Raw genomic sequence first — 12,031 nt, forward strand, 5'->3', positions numbered from 1 at the left:
CCCTGAGGCCCCTCAGGCGGCCCTCAACGCAGCTCGGTGCCCTTGGTCTCCTTGAGCGTGAGGATGACGGCGAACGCGAGGGCTGCACCGGCTGCCACGTACCAGAAGAACCACAGCGGGCGGCCGGCCTCCGACAGCGCGGTGATCACCAGCGGTGCGGTGCCGCCGAAGACCGCGACCGTGAGGTTGTACCAGGCGCCGATGCCGGTGGCCCGCAGCTCCGTGGGGAACAGCTCGCTCATGATCGCCGGGGCGATCGAGGCGAACAGGGCGTAGAGGCCCAGGCCCGTGCAGAACACCACGATCAGGGAGAACAGGTTGTCCTGCACCAGGAAGGACAGCGGCACGATGAGCACCGCGATCGCCCCCGACCACACCAGCATCTGCGGTCTGCGGCCGAACCGGTCGGACAGGGCGCCGAACGGGTAGCACAGCGCCACGAACAGCGCGGTGCCGGTCGACAGCGCGATGAAGACGTCGGTCTTGTCGGCCCCGCGGAAGGTGATCGCGAAGGGCGTCAGCGCGCTGAAGAAGGTGTAGTAGGAGAACGTCGAGAGCAGGGTGAAGGCGCACAGCTGCAGCACCGCCTTGGGGTGGTGCTTGATGGTCTGCAGCAGCGGGTTCTTCGTCGCCCGTGCCTTCTCGGCGTTCTCCTCGAACTGCTCGGTCTCCACCAGCGAGCGGCGCAGCCACATGCCGACCAGGCCGAGCACGCCGCCGATGAAGAAGGCGATCCGCCAGCCCCAGCTCTCCAGCTGGTCCTGGCTGAGCACGCTGGTCAGCAGCACGCCCAGCAGGGACGCCGCCAGCAGTGCCGAGCCGGTGGAGATGTAGAAGAACGACGAGTAGCGACCCCGCCAGGACGGAGGGGCGATCTCGCCGAGGTAGGCCGAGGCGTTGGACACCTCCCCGCCGAGCGACATGCCCTGCGCGATGCGGGCCAGCAGCAGCCCGATCGGCGCCAGCCACCCCACCTGCTCGTAGGTCGGCAGGATCGCGATGACCATGGAGCCGCCGGCCATCAGCAGGATGGTGAGCAGCATGCCCGCCTTGCGACCGCGCAGGTCGGCGAAGCGGCCGAGCAGGAGGCCACCCAGCGGCCGGAAGAAGAAGGCCAGGGCATAGGTGGAGGTCGCACCGATCAGGGCGAGCGCCTCGTTCTCCGCCGGGAAGAACTGGCCGGCGAAGAAGACGACGAAGGTCGCGTAGACCGTCCAGTCGAACCACTCGACCGCGTTGCCGATGCTGGCGGAGACCAGCGTCCGCACCGGTAGCCGGTGCGACTGCCCGGTCGCCGTCGTGCCCCGCCCCTGCTGGACCGCGCCTGCCATGGGGACTCCTGCCGTCGCCCGGATGCTGGACGGCACGACCGTAGAGCCGACGGTGACGCACGGCACGTCGGGGGGGGTCCGGACCGGGCGACGGCCGCCTCGCGGCGAGATGCACGACACGGCTCCAGGCCCCCGACCGGGGTCGGGGCGGTGGTCCGTGAAGGCGTAACCAAATGGCACCCGGGGGCACGATGCACCCGGCCCGGACACCGTCCACGCTACCCGCGGACCCGGCCGCCCACACGGACCCGGACGGGTGGATCCGCCGCCCGGGCGCCGTGCCAGACTCCGGCCGTGGCCGACCTCACCGCCGCCGAGGCGCGGGTCCTCGCCGCGGTCGACGAGGTCGCGGCGGTCGCCCTGCTGCGCGAGCTGGTCGCCGTCCCCTCGGTCGGCGGCAGCCCGGCGGAGTGCGAGGTGCAGCACCTCGTCGCCGACCGGCTGGAGCAGCTCGGCCTCGTCGTCGACCGCTGGCCCATCGACCTCGCCGCCGCGGCCACCGCGCCGGACGCCCCCGGCCAGGAGGTCCGGCGCACCGAGGCATGGGGCGTCGTCGGCACCGCCCCGGCCGCCGAGGACGGGCTCCCGGCGCTGGTCCTCAGCGGACACACCGACGTCGTCCCGGCCGGGGACCGGTCGCTGTGGCCGGCCGACCCCTTCGACCCGCGCGTGGCCGGCGGGGCGGTGCACGGCCGCGGGTCCTGCGACATGAAGGCCGGCGTCGCCGCCGTCCTCGCCGCGCTGGCCGCCGTCCGGGCGGCGGGTGTCCGGCTGGCCCGGCCGGTCGCGGTGCACGCGGTCGTCGGCGAGGAGGACGGCGGCCTCGGCGCCTGGGCGACCCTGCGGCGCGGGCACCGCGGGGAGGTCTGCGTCATCCCCGAGCCGACCGCGGGCGCGGTGGTCACCGCCAACGCCGGCGCACTCACCTTCCGGCTGGAGGTCATCGGCCACGCCGCGCACGCCGCGCACCGCCACCGCGGGGTCAGCGCGGTGGAGCTGTTCGAGCGCGTGCACGCCGGGCTGCGCGCGTTCGAGGCCGAGCGGCAGGCCGGCGCCGACCCGCGCTTCGGCGGCGCCCCGTACCCGTACGGCATCAGCATCGGCCGGGTGCAGGCCGGCGAGTGGGCCAGCTCGGTGCCCGACCGGCTGGTCGCCGACGGCCGCTACGGCGTCCGGCTCGGCGAGGACGTCGCCGCCGCCCGGGCCGCCCTGGAGGCACGGCTGGCCGCCCTCTGCACCTCCGACCCCTGGCTGGCCGACCACCCCGTCCGGCTCACCTGGACCGGCGGGGCGTTCGCCAGCGGCGCGCTGCCGGCCGGTCACCCGCTGCTGCCCGCCGTCCAGCGGGCCGTCGGCGACACCGGGGTGGGCGTCCCGCCCGAGCGGGCCATCCCCGCCGGCAGCGACCTGCGGCTCTACGCCGCGGCGGGGGTGCCGACGCTGCACTACGGCCCCGGTGACCTGCAGCTGGCGCACGGGCCGCAGGAGCGGGTGCCCATCGGGGAGCTGGTCACCGCGGCGCGGGCGTTCGCGCTGCTCACCCTGCGCACCTGCGGGGTGGCATGACCCTCGTCGGGTTCGAGGCCTGGGCGCGGCTGGCCGGCGACTCCCCCACCTCGCGCACCGAGTGGGCCGCCGTCGTCGCGGCGTGGGGCGAGCCGCACCGCCGATACCACGACCTGGCGCACCTGGCCGCCGTCCTGGGGCTGGTCGGGGAGCTGGCCGGCGCGGCGGCCGACCCCGACGCGGTGCGGCTGGCCGCCTGGTACCACGACGTCGTCTACGACCCCCGCCGCGGCGACAACGAGCAGGTCAGCGCGGAGCGGGCACGCGCCGGGCTGCGCGGGCTGGTGCCGCCGCAGCGGGTGGAGGAGGTGGCCCGGCTGGTGCTGCTCACCGCCGGCCACGACCCGGCGCCGGACGACGCGGACGGCGCGGTGCTCTGCGACGCCGACCTCGCCGTGCTGGCCGGCCCGCCCGAGGCCTACGCCGCCTACGCCTCGGCGGTCCGCGAGGAGTACCGGCACCTGTCCGACGCCGAGTTCACCACCGGCCGGATCGCCGTCCTGGAGCACCTGCTGGCGCTGCCGGCCCTCTACCGGCTGCCCGCCGTGGCCGGGGAGTGGACCCCGCGGGCGCGGGCCAATCTCACCGCGGAGCTCGGCCTGCTGCGGGCGCGCGCCGCCTCCTGAGCCGCAGGCCGGCCCCCACCAGGCGGGCGAGCAGCTCCCGGCCGCCGACCGGCTGGGCGCCGGCGGCCACCGCCACGTCGTAGAGGTCGGCCGGGACGTCGTAGTGGTCGCCCTGGAACGCGCGGCGGGGGATGCCGAGCTCCGCGGCGACGAAGGCGTGCAGCTCCTCGTAGGAGACGTCGCTGACCAGGTGCGACCAGCGGCGGCCGCGCCAGGGCCACACCGGGGGGTCGATCAGCACCGCCACGGCACGAGTCTGCCGGTCGCACTAGCGTCCTGCCGGTGGACGAGGAGATCCGCTGGGGCGTCGTCGGGCCCGGCCGCATCGCCGAGAGCGTCATGACCGACTTCGCGCACGTGCCGGGCGCCCGGCCGGTGGCGGTCGCCTCCCGGTCGGCCGACCGCGCCGCCGCCTTCGCCCGGCGGCACGGGCTGGAGCGGGCGCACGGCAGCTACGCCGACATCGTCGCCGACCCCGACGTCGACGCCCTCTACGTGGCCACGCCGCACCCGCAGCACCACGCCGTCGCCCTCGCCGCCCTCGACGCCGGCAAGGCGCTGCTGGTGGAGAAGGCGTTCACGGCCACCACGGAGGGCGCCCGTGAGGTCGTCGAGCGGGCGCGGGCGCGCCGCGTCTTCGTCATGGAGGCGATGTGGACCCGCTTCCAGCCGGCCGTCGTCCGGCTGCGGGAGCTGGTGGCCGACGGCGCGATCGGCGAGGTGCGGTCCGTGCAGGCCGACCTCGGGGTGGCCCGCGACTACGACCCGGCCGACCGGCTGTTCGCCCGCGAGCTCGGCGGCGGCGCGCTGCTGGACCTCGGCGTCTACGTGGTGTCCTTCGCCCAGATGCTGCTCGGCGCCCCCGACACGGTGCACGCGACCGGCTCGCTGTTCCCCACCGGCGTCGACGCCGAGGCCGCGCTGCTGCTCGGGTACGCCGACGGCCGGTCGGCCACGCTGACCACCTCGCTGCGCCACCCCACGCCGGGGCAGGCGCGGGTGTTCGGCACGGCCGGCTGGATCGACGTGCTCCCCCGCTTCCACCACCCGCGGACGATCGTGCTGCATCGCACCGGCGCCGAGCCCGAGGAGGTCACCCGGCCGCCGTCGGGCACCGGCTACTCCCACGAGTTCGCCGAGGTGACCGCGTGCCTGCGGGCCGGGCGCACCGAGAGCGCGGTCATGCCGCTGGCAGACACCCTCGCCGTCCAGTCGGTGCTCGGGGAGGCCGCCGGGCACCTCGGTGTGCGGCACCGGGAGGACCCGGACGCCCTGCAGGGGGCCGATCTGTTCGGGTGAGATCGCTCCAGCACCGGCCGACCGCGGCCGATGAGCGGTCGACGGCCTGACCCTCGGGCCACCGACCCGACAGGAGCACATCACACATGGCACTCATCGAGGGCCTGGCCGCGGTCGCGGCCAAGATCGTCGGCGCGAGCACCGTCGCCCAGGCGACCGCCGGGGTCGGCATCGCCGTGGCCGGGGTGACCGGCGCCGGCGCTGTCGGCGCCCTGCCGACCCCGGTGCAGGACGCCGTCGCGGGCGCCGTCGAGGTCGCCACGCCGTTCGACCTGCCCGACTCGACCGACAGCACCGACGACGACGGCACGCCCGACCAGGGCCCCGGCGACGTCCCGGACACCGACGACTCCGTCGAGGACGGCACCGACGGCAGCACCGACGACGACGGCACGCCCGACCAGGGCCCCGGCGACGCGCCGGGCACCGACGACTCGCCCGAGGACGGCGCTGACGACTCGGTGGACGACGGGCTCGAGGACGGCGCGGAGTCCGGGAACGGCCGCAACTCCGGCCCGGGCAGCGTGAACAGCGGCAAGGACGCCGAGGAGCGCGCCGCCCAGCTGGCCGAGCGGGCCGAGGAGGACGCCCGGGAGGAGGCCGAGGAGCAGGCCCGCGAGGCCGCCGAGGAGGCCGCCGAGGCCCAGCGCGAGGCCGAGGAGCAGGCCCGCGAGGCCGCCGAGGAGGCCGCCGAGGCCCAGCGCGAGGCCGAGGAGCAGGCCCGCGAGGCCGCCGAGGAGGCCGAGGAGCAGGCCCGGGAGGCGGCCGAGGAGGCCGCCGAGGCCGAGCGCGAGGCGCGGGAGGACGCCGAGGAGGAGGCCCGCGAGGCCGCCGAGGAGGCCGAGGAGGACGCCCGCGAGGCCGCCGAGCGCGGCTCCGACGACGACTGATCGTCACTCCTGCGGCAGGCCGGGACCCGCTCCTGCGAGCGGCGTCCCGGCCTGCGGCGTCCCCGGAGACGCCCACGCCCGCCCGGTCGCCTGGTCGAGGGTGGGCACGCGGGTCGGCGTCCGGCCGGTGCGGCGCACCTCCCCGGCCAGCACGACGGCGTCGGTGACGGCCGCCCCGCCGGGGTCGTTGTTGAGGTAGACGAGCACGTCGGCGTCCCCGTAGGTCGCCGACACCCGCTCCGCCCACAGCCGCAGGGTCGCGGGGCGGTACGCCCAGCCCTCCGCGCCGGTGTGCAGTCGCAGGTAGCCCCACTGGGTGGTGCGCCACAGCGGGGTGACCGGCTGCTCGGCCCGGTCGGCCCAGCACAGCGCCGCCTCGTGGCGCTCCAGAACCGCGCGGACCTCGTCGGTCCACCACGAGTCGTGCCGCGGCTCGACGGCGACCCGGGTGCCGGCCGGGAACTGCTGCAGGCAGTCGCGCAACAGGACCGGGTCGGCCCGGAGCGTGGGCGGCAGCTGCAGCAGGACGGCGGCCAGCCGGTCACCCAGCCCGGCGACCCGGTCCACGAGCCGGGCGACCGGCTCCTCGGGGTCGCGCAGCCGCTTGACGTGGGTGAGGAACCGGCTGGCCTTGACCGCCCAGCGCACGTCCGGCGGGGTGCGCGCCCGCCACGCCTCGAACGTCGCGCGCTCGGGCAGCCGGTAGAAGGCGTTGTTGCTCTCCACGGTGGCGAAGTGCGCCGCGTGGTGCTCCAGCCACAGGCGCTGGGGCAGCCGCGGCGGGTAGAAGCGGCCGCGCCAGTCGCGGTACTGCCAGCCCGACGTCCCGATCACCACCGCCACGCCGTCCGCCTACCCGGGTCACCCGCCACCGACGCGGCCGGACGCGTGACCGGCGCGCGCAGCGGGCACTGCCGAGCACGTGATCGACCTGCCGCCCACCGTCTTCGTGCTCTACGGCGCCACCGGCGACCTGGCCCGCCGCATGGTGCTGCCCGCCTTCTGGGAGCTCGCCCGGCGCGGCCTGCTGCCGGAGGACTGGCGGCTGGTCGGCAACGGCCGCGGCGACGTGTCCCACGAGGACTTCGCCGGGCGGGTGCGCGACGCGCTCACCGAGTTCGGCCCGCTCGGCGACGGCGCCGACGACGGGTGGGGGGACTTCGCCGGCCGGCTGCGCTTCGCCGGCGGCGGCTTCGACGAGTCCGACCCCGGCAGCCTGCTCGACGTCCTGGCCGAGGCGCGCGCGGAGCTAGGGGGACGGCCCCAGCTCGTCCACTACCTCGCCACGCCGCCGGAGGCCTTCGCGAAGCTCACCCGCGGCCTGCAGCAGAACGGGCTGACCGAGGGCTCCCGGGTCGTCTACGAGAAGCCCTACGGCACCTCCCTGCAGGGCTTCCGCGAGCTCGACGAGCTGGTGCTCTCCGTGCTGGACGAGGACCAGGTCTTCCGCATCGACCACTTCCTGGGCAAGGAGGGCACCCAGGACCTGCACGTGCTCCGCTTCGCCAACGGCCTGTTCGGGCACGTGTGGAGCCGCGAGCACGTGGCCCAGGTGCAGATCGACGTCCCGGAGGACCTCGACGTGGCGGGGCGGGCGGAGTTCTACGACGCGACCGGCGCCGCCCTGGACATGCTGGTCACCCACCTGTTCCAGCTCGCCGCCGAGGTGGCGATGGAGCCGCCGGCCAGCTTCTCCCCCGCCGACCTGCAGGCCGCCCGCGAGGGGGTGCTGGCCGCCTTCCGGCCGCTGGACCCCGAGGAGGTGGTGCTCGGGCAGTTCGACGGCTACACCGACGTCGACGGCGTGGCCGGTGACTCCCGCACCGACACCTACGTGGCCGCCCGCCTGTGGGTGGACACCGACCGCTGGCGGGGCGTGCCGTTCGTGCTGCGGACCGGCAAGCGGCTGGCCGCCAGCGAGCAGCGGGCCAGCCTGCTGCTGCGCCGTCCGGAGGGCCCGGTGACCGACGTCCCCGGGCACGGCAACGTGCTGTCCCTGTCGCTGTCCGGGTCCGGGGCGGTGGACCTGCAGGTGGTCGCCAAGCAGCCCGGCCCGGACCTCGCCCTGGCCGCGGCGACGGCCACGCTGCAGCTGGCCGACGTGCCCGGCGGGACGCCGCTGCCGCCCTACGTCTCGCTGCTGCACGACGTGCTGGTCGGCGACCGGTCGCTGTTCACCAGCAGCGACGGCCTGGCGCACGCGTGGCGGGCCTTCGCCCCGCTGCAGGAGCGGCCACCCCGGGTGCACCGCTACGCGCCCGCCTCCTGGGGGCCGGCGGAGGCCGACGCGCTGGCCGAGCCGGCCGGTTGGCTGCTCGGCGACTGACGCCGGGCGGGGACCATGCACGGGCCCCGGCCGGGCCCGCAGGACCCGGTTGCAGTCGGGCCGCGGACGCCGACAGGGGCGGCCCGCCGCAGCGGACCGCCCCTGCCGGGCAGTGCGGGTGGTGCTGGACTCAGAAGTCCATGCCGCCCATGCCGCCGTCGCCACCGGCCATGGCCGGGGCGTTCTTCTCCGGCTTGTCGGCGATGACGGCCTCGGTGGTGAGGAAGAGCGCCGCGATGGAGGCGGCGTTCTGCAGCGCCGAGCGGGTGACCTTGGCCGGGTCGATGATGCCGGCCGCGACCAGGTCCACGTACTCGCCGCTGGCGGCGTTGAGGCCCCAGCCGGTCTCGGAGTTGCGGACCTTCTCCGCCACGACACCGCCCTCGAGGCCGGCGTTGATGGCGATCTGCTTCAGCGGGGCCTCGAGCGCGACGCGCACGATGTTGGCACCGGTCGCCTCGTCACCGGTCAGCTCGAGCTTGTCGAACGCGACGGCCGTGGCCTGCGCCAGGGCGACGCCACCACCGGCGACGATGCCCTCCTCGACGGCGGCCTTGGCGTTGCGCACCGCGTCCTCGATGCGGTGCTTGCGCTCCTTGAGCTCGACCTCGGTCGCGGCGCCGGCCTTGATGACGGCGACGCCACCGGCCAGCTTGGCCAGGCGCTCCTGCAGCTTCTCGCGGTCGTAGTCGGAGTCCGACTTCTCGATCTCGGCGCGGATCTGGTTGACCCGGCCGGCGATCTGGTCGGTGTCGCCGGCGCCCTCGACGATCGTCGTCTCGTCCTTGGTGACGACGACCTTGCGGGCGCGGCCGAGCAGCTCGACGCCGGCCGACTCCAGCTTGAGGCCGACCTCCTCGCTGATGACCTGGCCACCGGTGAGGATGGCGATGTCGGTCAGCATGGCCTTGCGGCGGTCACCGAAGCCGGGGGCCTTGACGGCGACCGACTTGAAGGTGCCACGGATCTTGTTCACGACCAGGGTCGCGAGGGCCTCGCCCTCGACGTCCTCGGAGATGATGGCCAGCGGCTTGCCCGACTGCATGACCTTCTCCAGCAGCGGGAGCAGGTCCTTGACCGAGCTGATCTTGCTGTTGACGACGAGCACGTACGGGTCGTCGAGGACGGCCTCCATGCGCTCGGCGTCGGTGACGAAGTAGGGCGAGATGTAGCCCTTGTCGAAGCGCATGCCCTCGGTGAGCTCGAGCTCCAGGCCGAAGGTGTTGCTCTCCTCGACGGTGATGACGCCTTCCTTGCCGACCTTGTCCATCGCCTCGGCGATGAGCTCACCGATGGCGGTGTCGGCGGCGGAGATCGACGCGGTGGCGGCGATCTGCTCCTTGGTCTCGACGTCCTTGGCGGTCGAGAGGAGGTACTCGGTGACCGACTCGACGGCCTTCTCGATGCCCTTCTTGAGGGCCATCGGGTTGGCGCCGGCGGCGACGTTGCGCAGGCCCTCGCGCACGAGCGCCTGGGCGAGCACGGTGGCGGTGGTGGTGCCGTCACCCGCGACGTCGTCGGTCTTCTTCGCGACCTCCTTGACGAGCTCGGCGCCGATCTTCTCCCACGGGTCCTCGAGCTCGATCTCCTTGGCGATGCTCACACCATCGTTGGTGATGGTGGGGGCGCCCCACTTCTTCTCGAGGACGACGTTGCGGCCCTTCGGGCCGAGGGTCACCTTGACGGCGTCGGCGAGGGTGTTCATGCCCCGCTCGAGGCCGCGGCGAGCCTCTTCCTCGAAGGCGATCATCTTGGCCATGTGGTGATGTCCTCCATGCATGGATCGCTGCGCGGCCGGGACCGGCGCCCGCGACGGACGACACCGGCGGCACGGGCACTCCGTCGGCCCGCACACCAGTGCCTCACCGTTCCGACCTGATTGGCACTCGGCACTGTCGAGTGCCAATCCCGAGTCTGGCACTCGCCCCCCACGAGTGCAACCACACGGTCGTCCTCCGGACGACGACCGCGGCCACGTGCCGCCCCCGGCCTGCGCGGAGCCCGGCCACGCCCGTCCTCGGGGACCCCTCCGGGGCCCCGCTCGTCGGTCGTCCCTGCGGAAGTCCGTTGCGTGCCGCCGATGCCCGGACACGGCGAAGGCCCGGCTCCCGCCAGGGAGCCGGGCCTTCGCCGCGGGGATCAGGCGCTGCGGACGGCGTCCGCCTGCGGACCCTTCGACCCCTGGACGACCTCGAACTCGACGCGCTGGCCCTCGTCGAGGCTCTTGTAGCCGTCCATCTGGATGGCCGAGTAGTGGACGAAGACGTCCTGCCCGCCGTCGACGGCGATGAAGCCGAAGCCCTTCTCGGCGTTGAACCACTTCACGGTGCCCTGTGCCACGCGCGCTCCCACGTTTCGTGCTGCGGACGGCCCCCACCGACCAGGGAGCCGGGTCGAGCTCTTCCGCCCGTCGGACACGAACGTGGAACCGAACCGCGGGAGAACGTACAGCACAGGAGGCCGTGCTGAGACGAGGCTCACGTCCGCGGCACACCGGATCGGGGGAGGCGTTCCCCCGGCCGGATCACCCCACCAGACCGGCCTGGCGGGCCGAGCTCAGCGACGGCGACACGCGGTGGGTCGGCGTGACCGTCGGCAGCAGCGGGTCGAGGGTCTTGAGACCCTCGCCGGTGTTCAGGATGACCGTCTCCCGCGAGGGGTCCAGCCGGCCGTCCTCGACCAGCCGCCGCAGCACCGCGGTGGTGACCCCGCCCGCGGTCTCGGCGAACACGCCGGTGGTGCGGGCCAGGTCGCGGATGCCCTGCACGATCTCGTCGTCGCCCACCCGACCCACGGCACCGCCGGTGCGCCGGACGGCGTCCAGCGCGTACGGGCCGTCGGCGGGGTTGCCGATGTTCAGCGACTTGGCGATGCCGGTCGGCTTCACCGGCCGGACGACGTCCCAGCCGTTGTCGAACGCGGTGGCGATCGGGTCGCAGCCGGCCGACTGGGCGCCGAAGACGCGCCACCCGGTGTCCTCGACGATGCCGGCGGCGACCAGCTCGCGGAACGCCTTGTCCACCTTGGTGAGCAGCGAGCCCGACGCCATCGGGATGACCACCTGCGCCGGGATGCGCCAGCCGAGCTGCTCGGCGATCTCGTAGCCCATCGTCTTGGAGCCCTCGGCGTAGTAGGGCCGCACGTTCTGGTTGACGAACGCGGTGTCCTCGAACTCGTCGGTCTCGGCGAGCTCGCTGGTCAGCCGGTTGACGTCGTCGTAGCTGCCGTCGACGGTGACCAGCGTCTGCCCGTAGACGGCCGACTGGACGACCTTGCCCGGCTCGAGGTCGCTGGGGATGAAGACGAGGGACGGCAGGCCGGCGCGGGCGGCGTGCGCGGCGACCGAGTTGGCCAGGTTGCCCGTCGAGGCGGCGGCGATCCTGCGGTAGCCCAGCCCGCGGGCGGCGGTGGCGGCCATGCTGACCACGCGGTCCTTGAAGGAGTGCGTGGGGTTGGCCGAGTCGTCCTTCACCCACAGCCCGCCGGTCATGCCCAGCTCGGCGGCCAGCCGGTCGGCCCGGACCAGCGGGGTCAGGCCCGGGTCGAGGGTGACGCGGTCGGCGGGGTCCTGGCCGACGGGGAGCAGCGCGGCGTAGCGCCAGATGTTCTGCGGGCCGGCCTCGATCTGCTCGCGCGTCACGGCCCGGAGCAGCTCGGGGTCGTAGTCGACCTCCAGCGGGCCGAAGCACTCCGCGCAGGCGTGCTCGGCGACCGGTGCGGAGGTGGCCCCGCAGTTGCGGCAGACCAGGCCCCGCATCGGGCACGGGGGGATCGGGCCACCGGCACTGGAGTCGGCCTGGACGGAACCCGGAGCGGTCAGGGTCATGCGACGACTACCTCCTCATCTTCCCCGCGCCGGGCCGTCGAGCCGCGCGGGACGGAATTGGCACCTGCCACCGCGCGGACGCGCGGGCGGCGGTTGCCGGGGCTTCGTCGGGCCGTGTCCCTCTGCCCCTCTGGATGAGTGGAACGCGGCCGACTCTACCCAGGTCG

General features: G+C 74.6%; 11 protein-coding genes and 1 riboswitch. Of the genes, 5 read left to right on the plus strand and 6 right to left on the minus strand.

Translation table 11 applies throughout. The annotated features are described in order from the left end of the window. Positions 1-23: 23 nt before the first annotated feature. On the minus strand, positions 24-1,331 hold the full coding sequence (locus tag CHB98_RS15430) for an MFS transporter (RefSeq protein ID WP_089306473.1): 1,308 nt from the start codon (positions 1,329-1,331) through the stop codon (positions 24-26). 294 nt (positions 1,332-1,625) lie between these two features. Between CHB98_RS15430 and CHB98_RS15435 the strand changes: the two genes are divergently transcribed. Further along, on the plus strand, positions 1,626-2,897 hold the full coding sequence (locus CHB98_RS15435) for an ArgE/DapE family deacylase (RefSeq protein WP_089306474.1): 1,272 nt from the start codon (positions 1,626-1,628) through the stop codon (positions 2,895-2,897). Further along, a complete protein-coding gene (locus tag CHB98_RS15440; protein ID WP_089306475.1) occupies positions 2,894-3,523 on the plus strand; it encodes an HD domain-containing protein in 630 nt (209 codons plus the stop codon). The genes CHB98_RS15435 and CHB98_RS15440 overlap by 4 nt, the downstream gene beginning before the upstream one ends. On the opposite strand, the gene CHB98_RS15445 is transcribed toward CHB98_RS15440, so the two are convergent. Further along, positions 3,480-3,770, minus strand: coding sequence for a DUF4031 domain-containing protein (locus tag CHB98_RS15445; RefSeq protein ID WP_089306476.1), 291 nt, complete (start codon positions 3,768-3,770; stop codon positions 3,480-3,482). The genes CHB98_RS15440 and CHB98_RS15445 overlap by 44 nt on opposite strands. Before the next feature lie 35 nt (positions 3,771-3,805). Between CHB98_RS15445 and CHB98_RS15450 the strand changes: the two genes are divergently transcribed. Beyond that, on the plus strand, positions 3,806-4,822 hold the full coding sequence (locus tag CHB98_RS15450) for a Gfo/Idh/MocA family protein (RefSeq protein ID WP_089306477.1): 1,017 nt from the start codon (positions 3,806-3,808) through the stop codon (positions 4,820-4,822). A gap of 86 nt (positions 4,823-4,908) precedes the next feature. Beyond that, entirely contained in the window at positions 4,909-5,712 is an 804-nt protein-coding gene (locus CHB98_RS15455) for a hypothetical protein (protein ID WP_089306478.1), read from the plus strand. A gap of 3 nt (positions 5,713-5,715) precedes the next feature. Here the strand turns inward: CHB98_RS15455 and CHB98_RS15460 are convergent, their stop codons facing one another. After that, positions 5,716-6,555, minus strand: a complete 840-nt coding sequence (locus tag CHB98_RS15460) for a DUF72 domain-containing protein (protein WP_089306479.1) — start codon at positions 6,553-6,555, stop codon at positions 5,716-5,718. A gap of 79 nt (positions 6,556-6,634) precedes the next feature. Here CHB98_RS15460 and CHB98_RS15465 point away from each other — a divergent pair, with 79 nt between their 5' ends. Next, complete coding sequence (locus CHB98_RS15465; protein ID WP_089306480.1) at positions 6,635-8,038, plus strand: glucose-6-phosphate dehydrogenase; 1,404 nt, start codon at positions 6,635-6,637, stop codon at positions 8,036-8,038. A gap of 130 nt (positions 8,039-8,168) precedes the next feature. Here CHB98_RS15465 and groL read toward each other — a convergent pair whose 3' ends face one another. The 3 genes from groL to thrC form a co-directional block, all read right to left on the minus strand. Next, complete coding sequence (gene groL, locus CHB98_RS15470) at positions 8,169-9,797, minus strand: chaperonin GroEL (RefSeq protein WP_089306481.1); 1,629 nt, start codon at positions 9,795-9,797, stop codon at positions 8,169-8,171. A gap of 380 nt (positions 9,798-10,177) precedes the next feature. Next, positions 10,178-10,378, minus strand: coding sequence for a cold-shock protein (locus CHB98_RS15475; RefSeq protein WP_089306482.1), 201 nt, complete (start codon positions 10,376-10,378; stop codon positions 10,178-10,180). A 184-nt stretch (positions 10,379-10,562) separates the two neighbouring features. After that, positions 10,563-11,864 carry a threonine synthase gene (gene thrC, locus CHB98_RS15480; protein ID WP_218822382.1) on the minus strand — a complete coding sequence of 434 codons (1,302 nt, stop codon included), beginning with the start codon at positions 11,862-11,864 and terminating at the stop codon, positions 10,563-10,565. A 12-nt stretch (positions 11,865-11,876) separates the two neighbouring features. Next, positions 11,877-12,005: riboswitch (SAM riboswitch) on the minus strand. Between the last annotated feature and the right edge of the window lie 26 nt (positions 12,006-12,031).

Source organism: Geodermatophilus pulveris, assembly GCF_900188375.1.
GTDB lineage: Bacteria > Actinomycetota > Actinomycetes > Mycobacteriales > Geodermatophilaceae > Geodermatophilus > Geodermatophilus pulveris.

Coding starts and splice junctions, on each gene's coding strand:
- CHB98_RS15430 (WP_089306473.1), bottom strand. CDS start 1,331: ATGGCAGGCGCGGTCCAGCAGGGGCGGGGCACGACGGCGACCGGGCAG.
- CHB98_RS15455 (WP_089306478.1), top strand. CDS start 4,909: ATGGCACTCATCGAGGGCCTGGCCGCGGTCGCGGCCAAGATCGTCGGC.
- groL (WP_089306481.1), bottom strand. CDS start 9,797: ATGGCCAAGATGATCGCCTTCGAGGAAGAGGCTCGCCGCGGCCTCGAG.
- CHB98_RS15440 (WP_089306475.1), top strand. CDS start 2,894: ATGACCCTCGTCGGGTTCGAGGCCTGGGCGCGGCTGGCCGGCGACTCC.
- thrC (WP_218822382.1), bottom strand. CDS start 11,864: ATGACCCTGACCGCTCCGGGTTCCGTCCAGGCCGACTCCAGTGCCGGT.